At 68.3% G+C, this 24,207-nt stretch carries 22 protein-coding genes; 17 read left to right on the top strand and 5 right to left on the bottom strand.

What is annotated here, in order from left to right; all coding sequences use genetic code 11:
• The first annotated feature begins 5 nt into the window (after window positions 1–5).
• The 5 genes from BX604_RS28065 to BX604_RS28045 are packed head-to-tail and all read left to right on the top strand — an operon-like array spanning window position 6 to window position 5,396.
• Window positions 6–1,424: an LLM class flavin-dependent oxidoreductase gene (locus tag BX604_RS28065; protein ID WP_098555017.1), complete on the top strand. Its 1,419-nt coding sequence runs from the start codon at window positions 6–8 to the stop codon at window positions 1,422–1,424.
• Between the two features lie 18 nt (window positions 1,425–1,442).
• On the top strand, window positions 1,443–2,627 hold the full coding sequence (locus BX604_RS28060) for a methionine ABC transporter ATP-binding protein (protein WP_098554123.1): 1,185 nt from the start codon (window positions 1,443–1,445) through the stop codon (window positions 2,625–2,627).
• Window positions 2,620–3,276 carry a methionine ABC transporter permease gene (locus tag BX604_RS28055; protein ID WP_098554122.1) on the top strand — a complete coding sequence of 219 codons (657 nt, stop codon included), beginning with the start codon at window positions 2,620–2,622 and terminating at the stop codon, window positions 3,274–3,276. The genes BX604_RS28060 and BX604_RS28055 overlap by 8 nt, the downstream gene beginning before the upstream one ends.
• Window positions 3,277–3,330: 54 nt before the next feature.
• Complete coding sequence (locus BX604_RS28050) at window positions 3,331–4,188, top strand: hypothetical protein (protein ID WP_098554121.1); 858 nt, start codon at window positions 3,331–3,333, stop codon at window positions 4,186–4,188.
• Window positions 4,185–5,396 (top strand): acyl-CoA dehydrogenase family protein, encoded by a 1,212-nt coding sequence (locus tag BX604_RS28045; RefSeq protein WP_098554120.1) that lies wholly within the window; start codon window positions 4,185–4,187, stop codon window positions 5,394–5,396. The genes BX604_RS28050 and BX604_RS28045 overlap by 4 nt, the downstream gene beginning before the upstream one ends.
• 12 nt (window positions 5,397–5,408) lie before the next feature.
• Here the strand turns inward: BX604_RS28045 and BX604_RS28040 are convergent, their stop codons facing one another.
• Window positions 5,409–6,224: a hypothetical protein gene (locus tag BX604_RS28040; protein ID WP_098554119.1), complete on the bottom strand. Its 816-nt coding sequence runs from the start codon at window positions 6,222–6,224 to the stop codon at window positions 5,409–5,411.
• A gap of 182 nt (window positions 6,225–6,406) precedes the next feature.
• On the opposite strand from BX604_RS28040, the gene zigA reads away from it, so the two are divergent.
• The 5 genes from zigA to BX604_RS28015 are packed head-to-tail and all read left to right on the top strand — an operon-like array spanning window position 6,407 to window position 11,130.
• A complete protein-coding gene (gene zigA / locus BX604_RS28035) occupies window positions 6,407–7,615 on the top strand; it encodes a zinc metallochaperone GTPase ZigA (RefSeq protein ID WP_098554118.1) in 1,209 nt (402 codons plus the stop codon).
• 58 nt (window positions 7,616–7,673) lie between these two features.
• Window positions 7,674–8,594 carry a GTP cyclohydrolase FolE2 gene (gene folE2, locus BX604_RS28030; protein ID WP_098555014.1) on the top strand — a complete coding sequence of 307 codons (921 nt, stop codon included), beginning with the start codon at window positions 7,674–7,676 and terminating at the stop codon, window positions 8,592–8,594.
• A complete protein-coding gene (locus BX604_RS28025) occupies window positions 8,588–9,169 on the top strand; it encodes a 6-pyruvoyl trahydropterin synthase family protein (RefSeq protein WP_098554117.1) in 582 nt (193 codons plus the stop codon). The genes folE2 and BX604_RS28025 overlap by 7 nt, the downstream gene beginning before the upstream one ends.
• Complete coding sequence (locus tag BX604_RS28020) at window positions 9,166–9,726, top strand: gamma carbonic anhydrase family protein (protein ID WP_098554116.1); 561 nt, start codon at window positions 9,166–9,168, stop codon at window positions 9,724–9,726. The genes BX604_RS28025 and BX604_RS28020 overlap by 4 nt, the downstream gene beginning before the upstream one ends.
• 3 nt (window positions 9,727–9,729) lie before the next feature.
• On the top strand, window positions 9,730–11,130 hold the full coding sequence (locus BX604_RS28015; RefSeq protein WP_098554115.1) for a dihydroorotase: 1,401 nt from the start codon (window positions 9,730–9,732) through the stop codon (window positions 11,128–11,130).
• Window positions 11,131–11,190: 60 nt separating this feature from the next.
• Here BX604_RS28015 and BX604_RS28010 read toward each other — a convergent pair whose 3' ends face one another.
• Window positions 11,191–12,039: a helix-turn-helix domain-containing protein gene (locus BX604_RS28010; RefSeq protein ID WP_098554114.1), complete on the bottom strand. Its 849-nt coding sequence runs from the start codon at window positions 12,037–12,039 to the stop codon at window positions 11,191–11,193.
• A gap of 259 nt (window positions 12,040–12,298) precedes the next feature.
• On the opposite strand from BX604_RS28010, the gene BX604_RS28005 reads away from it, so the two are divergent.
• Complete coding sequence (locus BX604_RS28005) at window positions 12,299–13,261, top strand: DUF2167 domain-containing protein (protein ID WP_098554113.1); 963 nt, start codon at window positions 12,299–12,301, stop codon at window positions 13,259–13,261.
• On the top strand, window positions 13,258–13,983 hold the full coding sequence (locus BX604_RS28000; protein WP_098554112.1) for a site-2 protease family protein: 726 nt from the start codon (window positions 13,258–13,260) through the stop codon (window positions 13,981–13,983). The genes BX604_RS28005 and BX604_RS28000 overlap by 4 nt, the downstream gene beginning before the upstream one ends.
• Window positions 13,984–14,046: 63 nt before the next feature.
• On the opposite strand, the gene BX604_RS27995 is transcribed toward BX604_RS28000, so the two are convergent.
• Window positions 14,047–15,438, bottom strand: a complete 1,392-nt coding sequence (locus BX604_RS27995; RefSeq protein ID WP_098554111.1) for an MFS transporter — start codon at window positions 15,436–15,438, stop codon at window positions 14,047–14,049.
• A 248-nt stretch (window positions 15,439–15,686) separates the two neighbouring features.
• Between BX604_RS27995 and BX604_RS27990 the strand changes: the two genes are divergently transcribed.
• Both BX604_RS27990 and BX604_RS27985 read left to right on the top strand, forming a co-directional pair.
• Entirely contained in the window at window positions 15,687–17,264 is a 1,578-nt protein-coding gene (locus BX604_RS27990; protein WP_098554110.1) for an aldehyde dehydrogenase (NADP(+)), read from the top strand.
• Between the two features lie 194 nt (window positions 17,265–17,458).
• Window positions 17,459–18,010 carry a hypothetical protein gene (locus BX604_RS27985; protein WP_098554109.1) on the top strand — a complete coding sequence of 184 codons (552 nt, stop codon included), beginning with the start codon at window positions 17,459–17,461 and terminating at the stop codon, window positions 18,008–18,010.
• Between the two features lie 138 nt (window positions 18,011–18,148).
• Here BX604_RS27985 and kdgD read toward each other — a convergent pair whose 3' ends face one another.
• Window positions 18,149–19,063 carry a 5-dehydro-4-deoxyglucarate dehydratase gene (gene kdgD, locus BX604_RS27980; protein WP_098554108.1) on the bottom strand — a complete coding sequence of 305 codons (915 nt, stop codon included), beginning with the start codon at window positions 19,061–19,063 and terminating at the stop codon, window positions 18,149–18,151.
• Window positions 19,064–19,292: 229 nt separating this feature from the next.
• Between kdgD and garD the strand changes: the two genes are divergently transcribed.
• Complete coding sequence (gene garD, locus BX604_RS27975; RefSeq protein ID WP_098554107.1) at window positions 19,293–20,846, top strand: galactarate dehydratase; 1,554 nt, start codon at window positions 19,293–19,295, stop codon at window positions 20,844–20,846.
• Window positions 20,847–20,923: 77 nt separating this feature from the next.
• Here the strand turns inward: garD and BX604_RS27970 are convergent, their stop codons facing one another.
• Window positions 20,924–21,406, bottom strand: coding sequence for an Lrp/AsnC family transcriptional regulator (locus tag BX604_RS27970; protein WP_098554106.1), 483 nt, complete (start codon window positions 21,404–21,406; stop codon window positions 20,924–20,926).
• Between the two features lie 126 nt (window positions 21,407–21,532).
• Between BX604_RS27970 and BX604_RS27965 the strand changes: the two genes are divergently transcribed.
• Both BX604_RS27965 and BX604_RS27960 read left to right on the top strand, forming a co-directional pair.
• Window positions 21,533–22,663 (top strand): branched-chain amino acid ABC transporter substrate-binding protein, encoded by a 1,131-nt coding sequence (locus BX604_RS27965; RefSeq protein ID WP_098554105.1) that lies wholly within the window; start codon window positions 21,533–21,535, stop codon window positions 22,661–22,663.
• Window positions 22,660–24,150: an aminotransferase class IV gene (locus BX604_RS27960; RefSeq protein WP_098554104.1), complete on the top strand. Its 1,491-nt coding sequence runs from the start codon at window positions 22,660–22,662 to the stop codon at window positions 24,148–24,150. The genes BX604_RS27965 and BX604_RS27960 overlap by 4 nt, the downstream gene beginning before the upstream one ends.
• Window positions 24,151–24,207 lie beyond the last annotated feature (57 nt).

The following is a 24,207-nucleotide window of genomic DNA, read 5'->3' as shown; positions in this document are numbered from 1 at the left end:
CGGACATGACGACGGCGAACCGCAAGAAGATCCTGCTCAACGCGTTCAACATGAACTGCGTCGGGCACATCAACCACGGGTTGTGGACCCATCCGCGCGACCGCTCCGCGCACTACACCGATCTTGACTACTGGGCCGATCTCGCGAAGACGCTCGAACGCGGCAAGTTCGACGGGATCTTTCTCGCGGACATCGTCGGCGTGTACGACGTGTTCGGCGGCGGCCCCGACGCCGCGCTGCGCGAATCGGTGCAGGTGCCCGTCAACGATCCGTTGCTGCTCGTGCCGGCGATGGCGCAGGTCACGCGGCATCTCGGCTTCGGCGTGACGGCGAACCTGACCTACGAGCCGCCGTATCTGTTCGCGCGCCGGATGTCGACGCTCGATCACCTGACCAAGGGGCGGGTGGGCTGGAACATCGTGACCGGCTATCTCGACAGCGCAGCGCGCGGGATGGGCCTCGCGCAGCAGATCGGCCACGACGACCGCTACGAGCGCGCGGACGACTACATGGACGTCGTCTACAAGCTCTGGGAGCAGAGCTGGGACGACGACGCGGTGATCCGCGACGCGCACGCCCGCGTGTTCGCGCAGCCGGGCAAGGTGCGGCGCGTGAAGCACGACGGGCCGTTCTATTCGGTCGACGCGATTCATCTGAGCGAGCCGTCGCTGCAGCGCACGCCGGTGCTGTACCAGGCCGGTTCATCGGCGCGCGGCGTCGAGTTCGCGGGGCGGCACGCGGAATGCGTGTTCGTGAACGGCCAGAGCAAGGCCGCCGCGCGCGCGGCCGCGCTCGACATTCGTGCGGCCGCCGCACGGCAGGGCCGCGACCCGGCGTCGATCAGGATCTTCGCCGGCGTGAGCGTCGTGACGGCCGGGACCGAGTTGCTCGCCCGCGAGAAGTTCGACGAATACCGGCGCTACGCGAGCCCGGAAGCCGGCCTGGCGCATTTCGCGAGCTCGACCGGCATCGACTTCGCGAAGTACGGCCTCGACGAGCCGATTTCGTACGTGAAGACCGATTCGATCCAGTCGGCCGTCGACGCGATCTCGCGCAAGAGCACGACCGGCACGTGGACCGTGCGCCGGATGCTTGAACAGATGTCGCTCGGCGGCCGCTATGCGCCGATCGTCGGGTCGCCGTCGCAGGTCGCGGACGAACTGCAGTCGTGGATCGACGAGACCGGCATCGACGGCTTCAACCTGACGCGAACCGTGATGCCCGAGTCGTTCGAGGATTTCGTCGACTGGGTCGTGCCCGAGCTGCAGAACCGCGGCGTCTACAAGGAAGACTACGACCCGGCGCCGACGCTGCGCGAGAAGCTGTTCGGCGGCGGCGCGAGATTGCCCGCGTGGCACACGGGTGCGCAGCACCGGCCGGCCGCCGCGGCGCGGGCCGAACCGGCGCATCCCGCGCATGCATGAACGTGACGGAGCGAAGCGATGACGCAATTGTTCGATACGCTGGGTTTCATCGAGGCATCGGCCGTGCGGGCCGGCGCCGGCGTGAGCGCGGATGCGCATGAGCAAGCGCACGCGCCGGCCGACGGCGCGGCCGTGTCGCTTGCACATGTCGGCAAGGTGTTCGCGACGCCGCGCGGCCAGGCCGCCGCGCTGCGCGACGTGACGCTCGACGTGCGGCGCGGCGAGGTGTTCGGCATCATTGGCCGCAGCGGTGCGGGCAAGTCGACGCTGCTGCGGCTCGTGAACGGGCTCGAACGTCCGAGTTCGGGCAGCGTGCGCGTGCAGGGCGTCGACGTCGGCGCGCTCGACGAGGACGGCCTCGTCGCGTTGCGCCGCCGCACCGGGATGGTGTTCCAGCATTTCAACCTGCTGTCGGCGAAGACGGTGTTCGAGAACGTCGCGCTGCCGCTGAAGATCGCCGGCGTGCCGAAGGCCGAACGCGTGCGCAAGGTCGATGCATTGCTCGAACTCGTCGGGCTCGCCGCGAAGCGCGACGCGTATCCGGCGAGCCTGTCGGGCGGCCAGAAGCAGCGCGTCGGCATCGCGCGGGCGCTGGTGCACGATCCGGAGGTGCTGCTGTGCGACGAGGCGACGTCGGCGCTCGATCCCGAGACGACGCAGTCGATCCTCGCACTGCTCGCCGACATCAACCGCCGCCTCGGTCTGACGATCGTGCTGATCACGCACGAGATGGAAGTGATTCGCGCGGTGTGCGACACGGTCGCGGTGATCGAACAGGGCGAGGTCGTCGAAACCGGCCCCGTGTGGCGCGTGTTCGGCGCACCGCGGCATGGCGCGACGCGCGCGCTGCTCAGCACGCTCGTGCACGACCTGCCGGCCGAACTGGCCGCGCGCGTGCAGCCGTTGCCCGAGCTGGCCGCGTTGCCCGACGGTGCGCAGGTCGTGCTCGACGTCCGCTATACGGGCGAAAGCGGCGGCGAGCCGGACGTCGGTGCGCTCGCGGTGGCGCTCGGCGGCTCGGTGCGATTCCTGCACGGCGGGATCGAACGCATCCAGGGGCATGCGCAGGGGCGTCTCGTGATCGCGGCGTCGCCGCGCGCGGACGACGCGGGTTCGTCGTCGGCACGTGGCGGCGCGGTCGCCGCGTTGCTCGAGCGCGCGCGTCGCCACGCGAATCACGCGGAGGTGCTCGGCTATGTTTGACCTCTGGTGGCCCGAACTGCTCGACGCGATTCGCGACACGCTGTCGATGGTCGCCGCATCGGCCGCGATCGCCGCGCTGATCGGCATCCCGCTCGCGGTGATCCTCGTGACGACCGCGCCCGGCGGCATCTACGCGCGGCGCGGCGTGAACGCGGTGCTCGGTGCGCTCGTCAACGTGTTCCGCTCGACGCCGTTCATCATCCTGCTCGTCGCGCTGCTGCCGTTCACGCGCGTGCTGATCGGCACGACCATCGGCGTCTGGGCGGCCGTCGTGCCGCTGTCGATCGCCGCGATTCCGTTCTTCGCGCGGATCGCCGAAGTGAGCCTGCGCGAAGTCGATCGCGGGCTGATCGAGGCCGCGCTCGCGATGGGCGCGAAGCGCCGCCATATCGTGTGGCACGTGCTGCTGCCCGAAGCGCTGCCCGGCATGCTCGGCGGCTTCACGATCACCGTCGTCGCGCTGATCGGCTCGACCGCGATGGCGGGCGCCGTCGGCGCGGGCGGGCTCGGCGATCTCGCGATCCGCTACGGCTACCAGCGTTTCGACACCACCGTGATGGTGACCGTGATCGTGATCCTGATCGCCCTCGTTTCCGCCGTGCAAATCACCGGCGACCGCCTGGTCCGACACGTGACCCGGCGTACCTGAGCGGCGCCACGAGCGCCGGCTCTTTTCATCGACGACCCTGAGAGAACGATACCCATGACCTTGCCCATCGGCGCGCCGCGCGAGTGGAACGGACAATTCGAGGAAGCGCTGTTTCTGGCGGTCGCGCGACGCCATCGTCCCGGCTTTCCGGACAAGCTCGCCACCCCGCCGCGCGAGCCGCGCAACGACGGCGAACGGGCTGCCGTCGCCGACTACTACACGAAGATGGCGTCGCACGACCTGTTCATCGTGCAGGTCGTCGCGAAAGCGATCGACACGCTGTTTCGCGACGATCCGCATTTCCAGCTGATCCTGTCGCGCCAGCTCGGCGACGACGGCGCGCATGCGGTGATCGGCCGCGAACGCGTGACCGAGCTGACGGGCCGCGATCCGCTGCCGGAAGTCGAGCAGCTGGTTGCCGCGCACTGGGAACGCATCGGCGATATCGCGGTGCGCGACGTGGCCGGCTTCCTCGCGTTCGAATGGCATTACGAGCTGCACATCCTCGCGAAGCTGTGGATCCAGCGCAAGACCGGCCGCATCGCCGATGGCGCGATGCGCGAGCACGGCGAGAACCGGATCCGGCCGGACGAGGAGTGGCATCGCGTGCAGATCGTCCAGTGGTGGTTCGACACGTTGAACGCGCTGCCGGCCGCGGAGCGCGATGCGCTGATCGACCGCGTGATCGCCGCCGACGAGGAAACGCAGGCGCGGCTCGACGGCTATCTGCACGACGAATACGCGCATACTGCGCAGGTGTTCGGTGCGGATATCGCCGAATACCGCGCGATCTACGACGACTGGCGGCGCGAGATCCTGGCACGGCTGACCGGCCGCCGGCTCGACGCGCTCGCGCCGTTGTCGGGCGCGGTCGTTGCGCACGAAACCATTGAACAGGAAGCTGTCGCATGAATGATCCACGTGGCCCGGCCACGCTTGCACCGGAGACCGGCGCGCACGGCATCGACGCCGCTGCGCTGGCGCGTGCCATCGACGCGCTGCGCGTGACGGCCGCCGCGCGCGATCGCGCGGGCGGTCACGCGGCCGACGAGAAGCAGTGGCTCGCCGACGCGGGCCTGCTGACGCTCGCCGTGCCGCGCGAATTCGGCGGTCAGGAAGCCGCGTGGCCCGAGATCTACGACACGATCCGGCGGATCGCGCGCGTCGACAGTGCGCTCGCGCATCTGGTCGGGTTCCAGGTCCTGCAGGTGGTGAGCGTCGACGTGTGGGGCAGCGCGGCACAGCGCGAACGCTATCTGCGCGGCACGGTCGAGCACCGCTGGTGGTGGGGCAATGCGGTCAATCCGCTCGACACGCGGCTCGTGGCCGCCGCGACGCCGGACGGCGGCTACCGGCTCGACGGCGTGAAGGGGTTCTGCTCCGGCACACGCGGTTCGCAGCGGATGACGGTGTCCGCGCACGATCCCGCAACCGGCCGTTCCGTGTTCGGCGTGGTGCCGACCGATCGCGACGGGATCACCGTCAACGAAGACTGGGATCCGATCGGCCAGCGCCAGACCGACAGCGGCAGCGTGTGCTTCGACGGCGTGACGCTCGCGCCCGACGAAGTGCTGCATCGCTCCGAAGCGCCGCCGACGCCGCGCGCGACGCTGCGCACGCTGGTGTCGCAGCTCGTGCTGACGAACCTGTTCGTCGGGCTTGCGGAGGGCGCGCTCGCCGAGGCGCGCGACTACGTGCAGCAGCAGGGCCGGCCGTGGATACACTCGGGCGTCGCCCAGGCGAGCGACGATCCCTATACGCTGCAGCGCTTCGGCGACATGCGCGTGCAGGCCGTTGCCGCCGCGTCGCTGGCCGATCGCGCGGCCGTCGAACTGCAGCGCGCGTGGACGCGCCGGCACGCGTTGACGGCCGACGAACGCGCGGAAGCGGCGCTCGCCGTGTCGGAAGCGAAGATCGTCGCGCAACGAGCGGCACTCGAGAACGGCGAGGCGCTGTTCGATGCGTGCGGCGCGCGCGCGACGGCCGCGACGCTCGGCCTCGACCGCTTCTGGCGGAATGCGCGCACGCATACGCTGCACGATCCGCTCGACTACCGGCTGCGCGATGTCGGCCGGTTTGCGCTGACGGGGGAATTGCCGCAGGCGTCGCTTTATACGTAACGGAGCGCTACGTCATTGATCGCCGGGAGGCGGGCCTTCCGGCGACGCGGTCGCGGTCGCGGGCCCGCCGGCCAACGGCGCACCGCTGCCGCTGGCCGTCCCGGCGCGCGTGTACGACGCCAGGTCGTTCGAATAGCGCGCGGTCCGCACGCCGTTGACGTCGTAGTACTCCTCGACCGACTTGACCCAGCGGCCCACCGACGGCACGTACCAGAACGCCTTGTAGGTCTTGCCGGTCTGTTCCACCATCCCGTTGTTGCGGCTCTGCATCACGATCGTCGATCCGCCTGCGTTGTGGGACACGCCGGACGTGATCGACTGTCCCGGCGCGGTTTGCGCGTTCCACGTCCCTTCAGCCTCGATCTTGATCGCATCGAACTTGCCGCCGGGCACGGTGACGGTATCGGGGCCGACCACCTTGTAATGCGTGTCGTACGCTTCCGATGCGTGCTGCGGATTCGGGTGCGCTTCGCGGTATTTGACCGTCCACATCTTGCCGACCGTCAGCGGAAACGCAAGCGGCCGGTTCACCACGGTTTCAGTGCCGTTGACGTTGCGCGCACGGCTCCAGTCCGCGTCGACGATCACTTCGCGCGGCGCCTGCGTCGTGCCGCTCTGCCGGGTTTCGACGTAGATGTGATCCGACGTGGTGCGCTCTATGGAAATCTGGTCGCGCGTCTGGCGCCAGCCGTTCGGGCCGAGTTCGACCGTGTCGATGTAGGTCCAGGTGTCGCCGGGCTTCAGCGCGGGCGCGGCGACCGATTGTGCGAGTGCGACGCCGGGGACGGCAGCGCACAGTAACAGCGTGGCAAGCGTGTTGTTTTTCATGGTGTGTAGGGGTGGCCGACGGTCTCGCCGGGCAGCTTATCAACCCCACCTTTCAAACGGCATGATGCGTGCGGCGCCACGCCGCCACGTTGTCGTCGTGCTGGACGCCCGAAATGATATGTTATATCGTATCGATACAATATATCACTTCCTGTCCACCGTCCCGCTTCCGGAATCGCCCGATGAACACCGCCTCCCAACCGTCCGCGCGGCTTCCCGTGACCGTCCTGTCCGGCTTTCTCGGCGCGGGCAAGACCACGCTGCTCAACCACATCCTCAATAACCGCGAAGGCCGCCGCGTCGCGGTGATCGTCAACGACATGTCCGAAGTCAACATCGACGCCGCGCTCGTGCGCGACGGCGGCGCCGGGCTGTCGCGCACCGACGAGAAGCTGGTCGAGATGAGCAACGGCTGCATCTGCTGCACGCTGCGGGAGGATCTGCTGATCGAGGTCGACCGGCTCGCGCGCGAAGGGCGCTTCGACCAGCTCGTGATCGAGTCGACCGGTATCTCCGAGCCGCTGCCGGTGGCCGAGACCTTCACGTTCGAAGGCGAGGACGGTCGCAGCCTCGGCGAAGTCGCGCGGCTCGACACGATGGTGACGGTGGTCGACGCGTTCAACTTCCTGCGCGACTACGCGTCGCGCGACAGCCTGCAGTCGCGCGGCGAATCGATGGGCGACGAGGATGCGCGCACGGTCGTCGATCTGCTGATCGACCAGATCGAGTTCTGCGACGTGATCGTGGTCAACAAGATCGACCTGATCGACGCGTCGGCCCGCGAACGGCTGATCGCGCTGCTGCGCGGCCTGAATCCGCGCGCGCGGATCGAGATCGCCGAATTCGGCAAGGTGCCGCTCGAGCGCGTGCTCGACACCGGGCTGTTCGATTTCGATGCGGCGTCGCTCGCGCCGGGCTGGCTGCGGGAAATGCGCGGCACGCACACGCCCGAGACCGACGAATACGGGATCCGCAGCTTCGTCTACCGGGCGCGGCGGCCGTTCCATCCGCAGCGCTTCTTCGCGCTCGTCGAAAGCGAATGGCCGGGCGTCGTCCGTTCCAAGGGCTTCTTCTGGATGGCCACGCATCCGACCATCGCCGGTTCGTGGTCGCAGGCCGGCGCGGTCGCGCGGCACGGGCCGGCCGGTCACTGGTGGGCGGCCGTGCCGCCCGAGCGCTGGCCGCAGGACCCGGAGGCCGTCGCGCAGATTCGCGCGCGGTGGGACGAGCGCGTCGGCGACGCGCGGCAGGAGCTCGTGCTGATCGGCATGGACATGGACGAGCCGGCGCTGCGCGCGCGCTTCGACGCGTGTCTGCTGACCGACACCGAGATGGCCGCCGGCCCCGAACAATGGATCACGTGGGACAACCCGTTTCACGACTGGGCCTGACCCGAACGCGCTTCCTGCATCGAACCGGATGGAGAAGGCGCTCCACCGGACTCCGAGCATGAATGCACCGCTTCCCGATATTTCCGTGACCGACGCCGCGCCGCGGCACCACCCGCTCGACTGGGTTGGCATGCAGGGCATCGACCTGCCCGTCGCGGTGGCCGAACCCTGCTGCCGGCGCGACGTGCATGCGCGCGCCGATGTCCAGGTCGATCTGCCCGCGCCGCATGTGAAAGGCATCCACATGTCGCGGCTGTACCGGCTGCTCGACATGCTGGGCGAGCGCGAAGCGCTGTCTCCGGCCGGGTTGCAACGCGTGCTGCACGAGATGATCGACAGCCATCGCGACTGCGGCACGCGCAGCGCACGGCTGCGGCTGCATTTCGATCTGCTGGCGCGCCGCCCGGCGCTCGTCACCGAAGGGCTGGCCGGCTGGAAGTCGTATCCGGTGCGGCTCGATGCGACGCTGACGGGCGACGTGTTCGCGCTGCACGCGCAGGTGACGATCGTCTATGCGTCGACGTGTCCGTGTTCGGCCGCACTGTCGCGGCACTGGGTCGAACAGGCGTTTCTCGCGGCGTTCGGGCGCGACGATCGCGTGGAGCCGGCCGCGGTCGCCGCATGGCTGCAGCGGCATGCGACCGCCGCGACGCCGCACAGCCAGCGCAGCGAGGCGGTCGTCGACGTCGGGCTTGCTGCCGGCCACGCGACCCTCGGGCTGATCGAGCTGATCGATCGCGTCGAGCATGCACTCGGCACGCCGGTGCAGACCGCCGTGAAGCGCGCGGACGAACAGGCGTTCGCGGTGCTGAACGGCCGGAACCTGATGTTCGTCGAGGATGCCGCGCGGCGCGTCCAGGCGGCGCTGGACGGGGCCTATGCGAATCCGCGCGTTCACGTGCGTCATCTGGAAAGCCTGCATCCGCACGATGCGGTCGCGTGGGCGGCGCCGGCGCGTGACGGGTTGCCAGCATGCTGATCCGCAAGCTGTTCCGGTTCGAGAACGCGCACATCGTGCGCGGCTGCAGCACACGGCGCTGTTCGCATTCGATCCACGGTCACTCATACAAGGTCGAACTGCTGCTCGAAGCGCATGCGCTCGACAACGGGCAGATGGTGTACGACTTCGGGCTGCTCAAAGGCGACGTGCGCGACCTGATCGACGCGTTCGACCATGCCGTGACGCTGTGGTCCGGCGACGATCGCGATTACGTCGACAGCATGCGCCGGCACTCGGAGCGCTGGGTGCTGCTGCCCGTTTCGCCGAGCGCCGAGCAGTTCTCGCGCGTGCTGTTTCGTCTCGTCGACGCGGTGCTGTCCGGCACCGCGATGTCGAACGGCGAGGCAGACGTGCGCCTGCATTCGGTGATCGTTCACGAAACCGAGACCGGCTACGCGCAGTGCTTTCGCGACGATGCGTTCAATCCGTGCATGGGCCGTATCGAGCTCGACGCGATCGTGTTCTCGCCGGCCATCGCCGCGCAGTGGCGTGATCCCGGCCTGTTCGAGCGGCTCGCGCGCGATCGCGTCCCATCTATGCAGGAATCCAGATGATCAGAAAGAACCCGCGCGGCGACCTGCCGCAGATCCACCCGAACGCGTTCGTCGATCCGACCGCCATTCTGTGCGGCCGCGTGATCGTCGAGGAGAATGTGTTCATCGGCCCGTACGCGGTGATCCGTGCCGACGAAACGGATACGAACGGCGAGATCGCGCCGATCACGATCGGCGCGCATTCGAACATCCAGGACGGCGTCGTGATCCATTCGAAGTCGGGCGCGAGCGTCACCATCGGCCGGCACACGTCGATCGCGCATCGCGCGATCGTGCACGGGCCGTGCAAGGTCGGCGACGGCGTGTTCGTCGGGTTCAACAGCGTGCTGTTCAACTGCACGATCGACGACGGGTGCGTCGTGCGCTACAACGCGGTCGTCGACGGCTGTCATCTGCCGCCGGGCTTCTACGTGCGCTCGACGGAGCGCATCGGGCCGGAAACCGACCTCGCGGCGTTGCCGCAGGTCAGCGCCGATGCGAGCGACTTCTCCGAGGACGTTGCACGCACGAACAATGCGCTGGTGCTCGGCTACAAGCACATCCAGAACGAGTTCTGACCGATGGCCGAGCGCATTCGACAGCGAGCCGGCGACGGTGACGCATTCGACGCGGTAGCGCGGCGTCATGCGGCGTTGCTCGTTCACGGCGGCACGGTGATGACGCCCGGCGGTGCCGAGCGGATCGACGTGGCGTGTGCGGGCGGCCGCGTGGTTGCGCTGGGCGCATTGCGCGGCAGCTGGAGCGCCGACGTGTCGCTGGATGCCGGCGGACTGCACGTGCTGCCGGGTGTCGTCGACAGCCAGGTGCATTTCCGCGAACCGGGCCTGATGCACAAGGAGACGTTCGAGGCCGGCACGCGCGGCGCGGTGCTCGGTGGCGTCACGGCCGTCTTCGAGATGCCCAATACGCAGCCGCTGACGCTGGACGAACACGATCTGCGTGCGAAGCTGGATCTTGCGCACGGCCGGGCGTGGTGCGATTACGCGTTCTATGTGGGCGGCTCGGCCGTGAACGCGGAACGGTTGCCGGCGCTCGAAAACCTGCCCGGCTGCGCGGGCGTGAAGGTGTTCATGGGCAGTTCGTTCGGCGACCTGCTGGCCGATGACGACACCGTATTGCGCCGCATCCTGCGGCACGGTCGCCGGCGCATGGCGGTGCACGCCGAGGACGAAGCGCGGCTGCGCGAACGCCGGACGATCGTCGAAGCGAGCGGCGACGTGCGCGACCATCCGCGCTGGCGTGACGACGAAAGCGCGCTGCTCGCGACGCGGCGCATCGTCGGGCTGGCCGCCGAGACGGGGCGGCGTCTGCACGTGCTGCATGTCTCCACCGCACAGGAAATGGCGTTTCTCGCGCAGCATCGGCGGCGCGTGACGGTCGAAATCACGCCGCACCACCTGAGCCTGCATGCGCCCGATTGCTATGAACGGTTGGGCACGTTCGCGCAGATGAACCCGCCCGTGCGCGAGCGGCATCATCAGCTTGCGCTGTGGCAGGCCGTTCGCGATGGCGTGGTCGACGTGCTCGGCAGCGATCACGCGCCGCATACGCGCGAAGAAAAGGGCCGCCCGTATCCGCAGTCGCCGAGCGGGATGACCGGCGTGCAGACGCTGCTGCCGCTGATGCTCGATCACGTGCAGGCCGGCCGCCTGAGCCTCGAACGGCTCGTCGATCTGACGAGTGCCGGCCCGGCGCGGATCTTTGGCATCGAAGGTAAAGGGCGGATTGCGCCCGGCTACGACGCCGACTTCAGCATCGTCGACCTGCGTGCGCGCCGGATCATCCGTCACGAATGGATCGCGAGCGTGAGCGGCTGGACGCCTTATGACGGTTGCACGGTCACCGGCTGGCCCGTGCATACGGTCGTGCGCGGGCAGGTTGCGGTGCGTGACGGTGCGCTGAACGGGCAGCCGGCGGGGCGGCCGGTGGCGTTTCTGGACGCGGACGCACCGCCGGCTTGACGCGTTTCAACGGAATCCCGGTTTCGGCGGTGTGTCCACCGTCGATTTGCGTGAGTGTGCTCACTGCGCCGGCAACGCGTCGGCCAGCGCGCGCATCGCGTCCACCGTCTGCGGATTCGCCGGGAAAAACGCCTCGATCGCCAGCTCCGACAGCGTGACGTCGACAGGCGTGCCGAACACCGTCGTCGTGCTGAAGAACGTCAGCTCGCCGGCCGCCGTGCGCAGCCGCAGCGGCACCGCGATGTCCGCGTAGTCGGCGCGCGCGGCCATGTCGTCGGGCTGGCCGGCCGGCGCCGGGTATGCGGCGAGTTCGTCGCGCAGCGTATGCAGCGTGCGGTCGCCGCTCGCGTCGATCTGCCGTTGCAGCCGATGCAGGATATGCGCGCGCCATTCGTGCCAGTTGACGATCTGCGACGCGAGGCCGTCCGGATGCAGGCTCAGGCGCAGCACGTTGACGGGCGGCTGCAGCAGCGCCGGATCGGCCTGCGTGACCAGCGCGCCGAGCATCCGGTTCGCGGCGAGCAGGGTCCAGTGACGATCCACCGCGAGCGCCGGATACGGCTCGTGGCCGCGCAGCACCGCTTCGACTGCGCCGCGCGCCGCATCGAGCTGCGGATCCGAAAACGGCCGCTCGCGAAAGAGCGGTGCATAGCCGGCCGCGACGAGCAGCGCGTTGCGCTCGCGCAGCGGCACGTCGAGGCGCTCCGCGAGATGCAGCACCATGTCGCGGCTCGGCTGCGCCCGCCCCGATTCGACGAAGCTCAGGTGTCGCGCGGACACGTCCGCTTCGAGCGCGAGCGCCATCTGGCTCAGGCGCCGGCGTTGACGCCACGTGCGCAGCAGCGGGCCGATGCCGGACGCGCGGCCGGCGGACGGGGGGAGCGAATGAAGGGCGGCGGTCGAGTTCATGTCCACGATGATAGGCAATCCTGCGCGCACTGGGCATGACCTGCGAGGTAAGCATTCCGGTTCGGCCGCCGTCGCCGATTGCGCGTGCCGGCGCGGGGCTGCGTGTGCGGCGCGCGTTCCCCCGGTTCCAGGACGCCCCCCGGCGGTGCGTTACCATCATCCCCGTGCCAACCTGAGAGGCGGCGCCGGACCCGCGACGACCACGCTCGGGCCGGACGTCGCGAACATTGACGACAAGGCATTCCAGGGGAATCCAACAATGAAAACACTCGCCGTCCGACTCGCCTGCGTGGCGATGCTCGCCTTCGCCGCAACCCGCGGCCATGCGCAAACCGAAGCCGCCCAGGTCGAAATGCGGGCCGCCGCGGCGGCCGCCAACCAGGCTGTCGTGAACGGGCCGGCCGACATCGACGTGAAACACGAAGCGGTGCTGAAGCTGAAGGCGGGCGAGTCGTTCGTGCCGGCCGCCGAAGCCGGCCGCTACCTGCGCTCGATGGGCAACGCGATCGACGAATCGAAGCTGGTGGGCCTCGTGCTGCCCGAGGATCCGGACGCCGACTGGATCTCGGTCGTGTCGTTCGAGCCGAGCGGCTATATCCGCGACGACGATGCCAGGGACTGGAAACCGGACGAACTGCTGAAGAGCCTGCAGGCCGGCACCGAGGAAGACAACCCGGCGCGCAAGGAGCGCGGCCTGCCCGAAACCGAGGTGGTCGGCTGGGCGCAGGCGCCCGCCTACGACGCCGCCACGCACCGGCTCGTGTGGTCCGCGATCATCCGCGACAAGGGCGCGGCCGCGAACGCGGAGAACGACGGCGTGAACTACCGGACGCTCGTGCTCGGCCGCGACGGCTACCTGTCGCTGACGATGGCGTCGACGCTCGCCGACCTGCCGAAGTACCGGCCGGAGGCCGACGACCTGCTCGCGAACATCCGCTTCAACGACGGCAAGCGCTATGCCGATTTCAACAAGTCGACCGACCACGTTGCCGAGTATGGGCTCGCGGCGCTGGTCGTCGGCGTCGGCGCGAAGAAGCTCGGGCTGCTCGCGCTGATCGGCGCGTTCGCGGTGAAGTTCTTCAAGATCGGCGCGGTCGCGCTGCTGGCGGGCGGCGCGGCGCTCAAGCGCTTCTTCGGACGCAAGCCGAAGCCGGCGGCCGTGCCGGTCGTCGCCGATGCCGCTGACGCAGCCGCCATGTCCGGCACGGAGCGCAAGGAATGACCAAGCTGCTGTTGCTGATTTTCGGCGGCCTGAAGCTCGGCAAGGTGCTCGTGTCGGCGGGCACCATGCTCGCGTCGATCGGGGTCTACGCGCTGTTCTACGGCTGGCGCTTCGCGGCCGGCTTCGTCGCGCTGCTGTTCGTCCACGAGGCCGGTCACTACCTGGCCGCGCAGCGGCGCGGGCTCGACGTCGGGCTGCCGACGTTCATCCCGTTCGTCGGCGCGTGGATCCAGCTGAAGGAGATGCCGCACGACGCGGAGACCGAGGCGTACGTCGGGCTGGCCGGGCCGTTCGTCGGCACGCTCGGCGCGCTGGCCTGCTACGCGGCCGCGCGGCACTACGACAGCAACCTGTTGCTCGCGCTGTCCTATACGGGCTTCTTCCTGAACCTGTTCAACATGATTCCGCTGTCGCCGTTCGACGGCGGGCGGATCACCGCGGTGCTGTCGCCGCGCATCTGGTTCGCCGGCGTGCCCGTGCTCATCGCGCTGTTCGTGTACCGGCCGAGCCCGCTGCTGATCGTGATGGCGATCCTCGCGCTGCCGCAACTGAAGCGCGCGTGGCGCTACGATCCCGACGCGCCCGAGAACCGCATGTACTACGCGACGTCGGTCGAGACGAAGACGACCTACGCGCTCTGCTACGTCGGCCTGCTCGGGTTTCTCGCGCTGATGACGTCTGGCGTGCACGACATGCTGCGCGTCGCGCATTCGGCGGCCTGACCGATGCAAAAACGGCGGCGCGCCGATGCGCGGCCGCCGCCGTTTTTCCCTTCCTGCCGATACTTACGCGTCGCGGTGACGCAGCTCGACGCGCTTGATGTCCTTCACGATCACGAGATAGCTGAACACCGTGACGAGCGCGTTCAGCCCGACGAACACGAGCGCGCCGTTGAACGAGCCGCTCGCGCCGACCAGGTAGCCGATCGCGATCGGCGCGACGATGCCGGCCGTGTTGCCGAACATGTTGAACAGGCTGCCCGACAGGCCGATCGCTTCCTTCGGCGCTGTGTCCGCGACCACGGCCCAGCCGAGCGAGCCGATCCCCTTGCCGAAGAACGACACGGCCATCAGCGCGATCACGAGCACTTCGCTGTCGACGTAATTGCAGCCGATGATGACCATCGACAGCAGCATCCCGCCGACGATCGGGATCTTGCGCGCGAGCGTCAGCGACACGCCGCGACGGATCAGCGTATCCGACAGCATCCCGCCGAGCACGCCGCCGAGGAACCCGCAGATCGCCGGCAGCGACGTCATGAAACCGGCCTTCAGCAGCGACATCCCGCGCGCCTGCACGAGGTAGATCGGGAACCACGTGAGGAAGAAGTAGGTGAGCACGTTCACGCAGTACTGGCCGAGATAGACGCCGAGCAGCATCCGGTTCGACAGCAGCTGGCGCACGTAGTACCAGCCCGCGACGCGACTGCCGGCGGACGCCGTGCCGTTGCTGCGCGCGCCGGTCGGCCGGCTCGTCGTGCGCACGAGGCCGCCGCCCTGCTCGATATGCTCGAGTTCGGCGCGGTTCACGCCCGGATGGTCGACCGGATCCTTCATCACGCGCAGCCACAGGAACGCGAGCGCGATGCCGGCGAGGCCGAGCCACAGGTACACCTGATGCCAGCCGTATGCATGCGTGAGCCACGCCATCAGCGGCGAGAACACCACCGCCGCGAAATACTGCGCGGCGTTGAAGATCGCCGACGCCGTGCCGCGCTCGGCGGTCGGGAACCAGCTCGCGACGACCTTCGCGTTCGCGGGAAACGCGGGCGCTTCGGCGATGCCGACCGCGAAGCGCATCACGAACAGCGCCGTCACCGCGAACGCCGCGCTGCCGCCGAGGCCGATCGTGCTCTGCAGCAGCGTGAACGCCGACCACAGGAAGATGCTCGTCGCATACACGCGCCGCGCGCCGAAGCGGTCGAGCAGCCAGCCGCTCGGCAGCTGCGCGAGCACGTACGCCCAGCTGAACGCCGAGAAGATGTAGCCCATCGTCACCGGATCGATGCCGAAGGCCTTGCGGATCGGCGTGCCGGTGATCGACAGCGTCGCGCGGTCCGCATAGTTGAGCGTCGTGACGACGAACAGCATCGCCAGGATCCAGTAGCGCACGGCGGTGCGGCGCGCGGTGCCGGCGAGATCGATCGGGAGATCGCGAGAGGTGGTCTGATTGGGCACTTTAATGTACGTCGTCGTATGACATGACCGAAATTTTATGAGCAATGACAGGATGCAGAAACCTCGGGTTTTCCCTTTGAAAGATGACGCGAAAAGGTCAGAAACAGGCGGGTACACTGGATGTACAAGGCTTTCGCGGCGGCGATGACAGGTTCGGCATGCCACGCGAATATTGAAATAGCGTCGGCAGACATCGTATCTGTTGAGCTACAATGAGTCCATCATTCCCGAACCACGGAGCACACCCCATGCAACTGACTGGAGAGATGCTGATCGGCGCCGACGCGGTGGCCGGCTCGGCCGGTACCTTGCGCGCGTTCGACCCGACGAAGGGCGCGCCGATCGACGCGCCGGCGTTCGGCGTCGGGACGCAGGCCGACGTCGAGCGCGCGTGCGAACTCGCGCGCGACGCCTTCGATGCGTACCGCGCGCAGCCGCTCGCGGCCCGCGCGGCGTTTCTCGAAGCGATCGCCGACGAAATCGTCGCGCTCGGCAATGCGCTGATCGAACGCGCACACGCCGAAACGGGGCTGCCCGTCGCACGCCTGCAGGGCGAGCGCGGCCGCACCGTCGGCCAGCTCCGGCTGTTCGCGCGCGTCGTGCGCGACGGGCGTTTCCTCGCTGCGTCGATCGATCCCGCGCAGCCCGCGCGCACGCCGCTGCCGCGCTCGGACCTGCGGCTGCAGAAGGTCGGGCTCGGGCCGGTCGTCGTGTTCGGCGCGAGCAACTTCCCGCTCGCGTTCTCGGTGGCCGGTGGCGACACGGCGTCGGCGCTGGCGGCCGGCTGCCCGGTGATCGTCAAGGCGCACGAAGCTCACCTCGGCACGTCCGAACTGGTCGGCCGCGCGATCCGCGCCGCCGTTGCGAAATGCGGGATGCCGGCCGGCGTGTTTTCGTTGCTGATGGGCCCCGGCCGCGTGGTCGGCGCGGCGCTCGTCAGCCATCCGGCGATCCAGGCCGTCGGCTTCACCGGGTCGCGTCAGGGCGGCATGGCGCTCGTGCAGCTCGCGAACGCGCGCCCGCAGCCGATTCCCGTCTATGCGGAAATGAGCAGCATCAACCCGGTCGTGCTGTTCCCGTCCGCGCTGGCCGCGCGCGGTGACGCGATCGCGACGGGCTTCGTCGATTCGCTGACGCAGGGCGTCGGCCAGTTCTGTACGAACCCCGGCCTCGTGCTGGCGATCGACGGTCCCGATCTCGACCGGTTCGAGTCGGTCGCCGCGCAGGCGCTCGCGAAGAAGCCGGCTGGCGTGATGCTCACGCGCGGCATCGCCGACGCGTATCGCAACGGTCGCGGCAAGCTGGCCGAACTGCCGGGTGTGCGTGAAATCGGCGCGGGCGAAGCGGCGCAGACCGAATGCCAGGCGGGCGGCGCGCTGTACGAAGTCGCAGCACCGGCGTTCCTGTCCGAGCCGGCGTTCAGCCACGAAGTGTTTGGGCCGGCATCGCTGATCGTGCGCTGCCGCGATCTCGACGAAGTCGCGCGCGTGCTCGACGCGCTGGAAGGCCAGTTGACGGCCACGCTGCAGATGGACGCCGACGACAAGCCGCTCGCGCGCCGCCTGCTGCCGATTCTCGAACGCAAGGCCGGGCGCCTGCTCGTCAACGGCTACCCGACCGGCGTCGAGGTGTGCGACGCGATGGTGCACGGCGGGCCGTTCCCGGCGACGTCGAACCCGGCCGTCACGTCGGTCGGCGCGACCGCGATCGAGCGTTTCCTGCGGCCGGTGTGCTACCAGGACTTCCCGGACGACCTGCTGCCGGAAGGGCTGCAGGAAAGCAATCCGCTCGGGATTCCGCGTCTGCGGGACGGCAAGGCGGAGTAAGGGGCGGCGGCTCGGGGTGCAAGCCCGGGCCGTTTGCCGGACGAATGAAAGCGGGGGTGGCCGGCTGGCTGCCTCCGCTTTTTTCATGGTGGCTTCCGCGCCACCCGATTTTCTCCTACAGTAGCGAAGCCTCGGGCCGGCCGGCCCGCGGGCGAGCCTGAGAGCCCGGCACAAGACCAACAAGGAGCCACCCGATGAACATCAGCAAGCGCGGCGATCACCTGTTCGCCGCCGGATTGTGGAAAGCGATCGGCGATGTCGCGCATTCCGTGCGCAGCCGGATCGGCCAGTACAGCGAAGGGCGCGTGCTCGCGAATGCGCTGCTGGAATTCCAGCGCGACCTGGGCGGCAGCGAATTCGACGTGACGATCAACCAGGGGCGGCCCGTGACGGGCTCGGACGCGCATTCGCTCATGTTCGGCCTCGCCGTGCGCCGTTTCAGGCAGGACATGGAGGCGCTGGTGTTCGCGCTCGAGCACCGCCGCAACATCGACGAGCGCGACCAGAACCAGCGCACCGAAGCGCTGATGCAGGCCAACAGCGCGCTGCTGACCGCGAAGCAGTCCGCGACGATCACGGTCGGCCGGTTCTTCGATGCGGTCGTCGATCGCGACGTGCTGGGACAGATTCTCGGCAGCGAGTCGAACGCCCGCGCGCGCGCGGATGCGCAGGGCCAGATCGAGGTGACCCGGATCAGGCTCGGCAACGTGCGTCACCGGATCGTCGGCGTCATCGCGCAGATGTGACGTGAATGGCGCGGCGGGAGGCATCGCGCTGCTGTCGCCACAAACGCCAGCGGCCGGCAAAAGCCGGCCGCGATGCAAAACAGGCAATACAACGGCCGGTCGCGCCGCCGCAGAGGGCGCCGCGCCAGCCAGACCCGCTTACTGCGGGCCCATCTTCTTGATCAGCACGTCCAGTTCGGCCATTTCGGCATCCGTCAGGTCGATGAGCGGTGCGCGCACCGGGCCCGCGTCGTGGCCGACGAGCTTCGCGCCCGCCTTCACGATGCTGACCGCGTAGCCTGCGCGGCGGTTGCGGATCTGCAGGTACGGCAGGAAGAACTCGTCGATCAGGCGGCCGACCGTGGCGTGGTCGTCCTTCGCGATCGCTTCGTAGAATGCCATCGCCGTCTTCGGGATGAAGTTGAACACTGCCGACGAGTACACCGGCACGCCGAGCGCCTTGTACGCGGCTGCGTAGACTTCGGCCGTCGGCAGGCCGCCGAGGTACGCGAAGCGGTCGCCGAGGCGGCGGCGGATCGTGACCATGCTTTCGATTTCGCCGACGCCGTCCTTGAAGCCGATCAGGTTCGGGCAACGGTCGGCCAGGCGCTCGAGCATGTCGGCGTTCAGCTTCGAATTCGCGCGGTTGTACACCACGACGCCGATCTTCAGCGAACGGCAGACCTGCTCGACGTGCTCGGCGATGCCTTCCTGGCTCGCTTCGGTCAGGTAGTGCGGCATCAGCAGCACGCCGCTCGCGCCGAGGCGCTCGGCTTCCTGCGCATATTCGATGGCGACGCGCGTCGCACCGCCCGCGCCGGCGAGGATCGGCACCTTGCCCTTGCAGGTTTCCGTCGCGACGCGGATCACGTCCGAATATTCGCGCTGCGTGAGCGAGAAGAATTCACCGGTGCCGCCGGCTGCGAACAGCGCGGTCGCGCCGTACGGCGCCAGCCATTCGAGGCGCTCGGCATAGGTGGTCGGGCGGAAGCTGCCGTCAGCGTCGAAGTCCGTCAGCGGAAACGACAGCAGGCCGTGGGAGATGATCTGTTTGAGTTCTTGCGGTGAGGTCATGGTTGGGTCGTCCGTCTAGCGCGAGTGCTGGGTTCGTCGGGAACGGCATACGTGCCACATTGGCGATGTCGTTGTATGTCATCGTACAACGAGGGGAGGGGTGACGCAAGCAGTTTGCTTCTGGATTGTGGGTAGGGTCTTTCCGGATAAGGGTTTACGTACTACCCCGCGTGGGTGTTGAATGTCGTATGATGACTAACAATATCACCGGTAGCTTCCAGGAATTCCGATGACTGCTTCCCCTCTCTATATCCGCGTGCACCCCGACGACAACGTCGCGATCGTCGTCAACGACGGCGGTTTGCCCGAGGGCGCGACCTTCGCCGACGGGCTCACGCTACGCGAAGGCGTGCCGCAAGGGCACAAGGTGGCGCTCGCCGATCTCGCGGCCGGTGACCCGATCGTCCGCTACAACGTCGTGATCGGCTACGCGCTCACCGAGCTGCGCCGCGGCAGCTGGGTCAATGAACGCACGATGCGCATGCCCGAACCGCCGGGGCTCGACGACCTGCCGCTCGCGACGCGCGCCGCGCCGGTGCTGGCGCCGCTCGAAGGCTATACGTTCGAGGGCTTCCGCAATGCGGACGGCTCCGTCGGCACGCGCAACATCCTCGCGATCACGACGACCGTGCAGTGCGTGTCGGGCGTCGTCGAGCATGCGGTGAAGCGGATCAAGGACGAACTGCTGCCGCGTTACCCGAACGTCGACGACGTGGTCGGGCTCGAACATACGTACGGCTGCGGCGTCGCGATTGATGCGCCCGATGCCGACATCCCGATCCGCACGCTGCGCAACATCAGCCTGAACCCGAACTTCGGCGGCGAGGTGATGACGGTCAGCCTCGGCTGCGAGAAGCTGCAGCCCGAGCGCCTGCTGCCGCCCGGCTCGATTCCGGTCGCGGCCGACGGCGCGACCGGCAACGGTGGCGTCGTGTGCCTGCAGGACGCCGCGCACGTCGGCTTCAACTCGATGATCGACTCGATCATGAAGATGGCCGAATCGCATCTCGAGCGGCTGAATCGCCGCCGTCGCGAAACCTGCCCGGCGTCGGATCTCGTCGTCGGCGTGCAGTGCGGCGGCAGCGATGCGTTCTCCGGGCTTACCGCGAACCCGGCGGTCGGCTTCGCGGCCGACCTGCTCGTGCGCGCGGGCGCGACGATCATGTTCTCCGAAGTGACCGAAGTGCGCGACGGTGTTGCGCAACTCACGTCGCGCGCGGCGAACGAGGACGTCGCCCGCGAGATCATCCGCGAGATGGACTGGTACGACCGCTATCTGCAGCGCGGCCGCGTCGACCGCAGCGCGAACACGACGCCCGGCAACAAGAAGGGCGGCCTGTCGAACATCGTCGAGAAGGCGATGGGCTCGATCGTGAAGTCGGGCAGCGCGTCGATTGCCGGCGTCGTGCGTCCGGGCGACCGCGCTCGGCAGAAAGGGCTGCTGTACGCGGCCACGCCCGCGAGCGACTTCATCTGCGGCACACTGCAGCTCGCGGCGGGCATGAACCTGCACATTTTCACGACGGGCCGAGGCACGCCGTACGGTCTTGCCCAGGTGCCGGTGATCAAGGTCGCGACGCGCAGCGATCTCGCGCGCCGCTGGCACGACCTGATGGATCTCGACGCGGGGCAGATCGCGACCGGCGCGGCCACGATCGAGGACGTGGGTTGGGAACTGTTCCGGCTGATGCTCGACGTCGCGAGCGGCAAGCGCCGCACGTGGGCCGAGCAATGGAAGCTCGCGAACGCGCTGACGCTGTTCAACCCGGCGCCGGTGACCTGATACGCGCGGGCGGGGATGAACGACGATGCGGGCGCCTTCGGGCGCCCGTTTTTCGTTGTGGCGCGCGACCGCGCGCGTCAGTCGCTGCCGATCGGCAGCGACAGTCCGACCTTCACGCGTGACATCACCACCATCGTTTCGAAGTGGCGGATATTGTGGTGCTGCCGGAATACGCGCGTGGAAAATTCCTCGTAGTGGTCGATATCGCGCATCGCGATCATCAGCACGAAATCGGCGCGGCCCGTCACCACATAGCACTGCATGACTTCCGGCAGCGATTTCAGGAACCGCTTGAACTCGTCGAGCAGGTCGACCCGTTCGCGCTCGACCTGCACGAGCACGAGCATCGTCAATGGCAGGCCGACCTTGTTCGGATCGACGACGGCGACGTCCTGCTGGATATAGCGCTCGTCACGCAGCCGCTTCACGCGGCGCAGGCATGCGGGCGGGCTCAGGCCGATCTCGGCGGCGAGCGCCTGGTTGGTGATCTGGTTGTCGTGCTGGAGGCGGGCGAGGATGCGCAGGTCGAAGTCGTCCAGCGGCGCGGCGGCGGTGTTCATCGGATTTCCTTCGGAAAGAAAAAACGAAACGAATTCACGAAATGAGCCAGTCGATGTTTATCGGATTTCGTGAGGGATGCCGATAATCGTAGCATCCGTCAACGATGAAGCCGCGAGGAAAACATCATGCGTTCCCGACGTTTGCTGCTGGCGCTTGCGCCGCTTGTACTGGCCCTTCCCGCGTTCGGCGCGGACACGGTGGTCGTGGGTTTTGCCGGTGCACTCACGGGCGCGCAGGCCCATTTCGGCGAGGACAGCGCCCGCGGCATCCGGCTCGCGATCGACGAAATCAACGCGGCGCATCCGAGCGTAGCCGGCCATCCGGTCACGTTCGCGCTCGACGCACAGGACGACCAGGCCGATCCGAAGGTCGCGACGACGGTCGCGCAGCGCTTCGTCGATACGCACGTCAGCGCCGTGATCGGTCACCAGAACTCGGGCACGTCGATCGCCGTCGCGCGGCTCTATGCGACGGCGAACATCGCGGAGCTGACGCCGTCGGCCACCAATCCGGCGTTCACGCGGCTCGGCTACCGCACCACGTTCCGGCTGCTCGCGAACGACGACTTCCTCGGGCAGGCCGTCGCCCGTTACGCGGTCGAGCAACTGCACGCGCGCCGGATCGGTGTCGTCGACGATCGCACCGCGTACGGGCAAGGCATCGCGGACGTGTTCGTCGCCGGGCTCGCCAAGTCGGGCGCCGCCGTCGTCGCGCGCGAATACACGACCGACAAGGCGTTCGACTTTGCCGCGTCGCTGACGCTGCTCAAGGGCAAGACGCCCGACGCGATCTTCTTCGGCGGGATGGACACGCAGGGCGGCCCGATGCTCAAGCAGATGAAGAAGCTGCGGATCGACGTGCCGCTGCTGGGCGGCGACGGGCTGTGCACGCACGAGATTCTGGCGCTCGCGGGCGACGCGCTCGACGGCAATCTCGTGTGCGCCGACGGCGGCCGCAGTCTCGCGAAGATGCCGGGCGGCCCGGCGTTTGCGGCGCGCTTCACGCAAAAATATGGCGCACCCGTGCAGCTCTACGCGCCGTATGCGTACGACGCGATGATGGCCGTCTATCACGCGGTGATGCTCGCTCAGTCCACCGATTCCGCGAAGATCGTCGATGCGCTGCATCGTGTCGATTTCCAGGGCGTGACCGGCCGCATCGCATTCGATGCACACGGCGAACTGCGCAACCCGGCGGCAACGATTTCGACGTTCAAAGGAGGCAACAAGGTGACTTTGTCGGAGGTGGTCAAATGAGTACGCGGATTCTTCCCGTGGGCACGGCATCGCTGCGCGATACCGCACGTCCGGTCGACGACGTTGCGGCGCCGGCCGTGCACGAAGCGGCCTGCGCATTGCGCGCTGCGCTGCGCGCATTTCGCGACGAGCACGGCTTCGGTCGCGCAATCGCCGCGCCGCAGATCGGCATCGGGCAGCGGATGATTGCGCTCGCGCTGGACGGCTGGCCCGACGTGATCGTGAACCCCGAGATCGTGTGGCGCAGCGACGCGCGGATGACGTTGTGGGACGACTGCATGTGCTTTCCGGACCTGTTCGTGCGCGTCGAGCGCCATGCATCGGTGAGCGTGCGCTACACCACGCTCGACGGCGAGCCGCACCAGCGCGACGCGCTGTCGCCCGCGGAATCGGAACTGATGCAGCACGAGATCGATCATCTCGACGGCAAGCTGTCGTTCGATCGGGTGGCCGGGCCGAATGCCGTCGTGCATCGCAGCGCGTTCGAAGCCGATCGCGCGTCGTTCGCCGCGCAGGTCGACTACACCCCGCCCGCGCCCGAGGAGACGCGCATGGCGCCGCATGGCATTCCGTCCGTCGAAGCGCCCGCGTTTCCGCAGGGCGCCGCCTACATGAACGGCCGCTTCATCCCGATCGCCGATGCGCGCGTATCGGTGCTCGACTGGGGCTTCCTGCATTCCGACGTCACGTACGATACCGTGCACGTCTGGAACGGCCGGTTCTTCCGGCTCGACCGGCATATCGAGCGGTTCCGGCGCTCGCTCGCGAGATTGCGGCTGAATGTGGCGCTGACCGACGATGCACTGCGCGACATCCTCGTCGAGTGCGTGCGTCGCTCGGGGCTGCGCCATGCCTATGTCGAGATGCTGTGTACGCGCGGCGTGTCGCCCACCTTCAGCCGCGACCCGCGCGATGCCGTGAACCAGTTCATCGCGTTCGCGGTGCCGTACGGTTCGGTCGCGAACGAGCGGCAGCTGCGCGAAGGGCTGCACCTGCACGTGATCGACGACGTGCGGCGGATTCCGCCCGAATCGGTCGATCCGCAGATCAAGAACTACCATTGGCTCGACCTCGTCGCCGGGCTGCTGAAGGGCTATGACGCCGGCGCGGAGTCGGTCCTGCTGAAGTGCACGGACGGCAGCATCGCCGAAGGGCCCGGATTCAACGTGTTCGTCGCACGCGACGGCCGGCTGCGCACGCCCGAGCGCGGCGTGCTGCACGGCATCACGCGACAGACCGTGTTCGAGCTGGCGGCGGCGATGGGCATCGACGCGCAGGCTGCCCGCCTCGACGAGGCGCAGCTGCGCGACGCGGACGAAGTGTTCATCACGTCGACGGCGGGCGGGATCATGCCGGTCACGCGGCTGAACGATGTGGTGATCGGCGATGGACGACCGGGCGCGCTCACGCGCCGGCTGTTCGACGCGTACTGGGCGAAGCACGGCGATCCCGCGTGGAGCCTTGCCGTCGATTACGCGGACGGCTGATCGCGGCGGGCGGCGCGGGCGCGATTTCGTTACCTCGCACGTAATCGACCGCCCGCG

The organism is Burkholderia sp. JKS000303, assembly GCF_002563755.1.
Lineage (GTDB): Bacteria > Pseudomonadota > Gammaproteobacteria > Burkholderiales > Burkholderiaceae > Burkholderia > Burkholderia anthina_B.
This window is presented reverse-complemented; position numbering and strand designations above follow the sequence as displayed.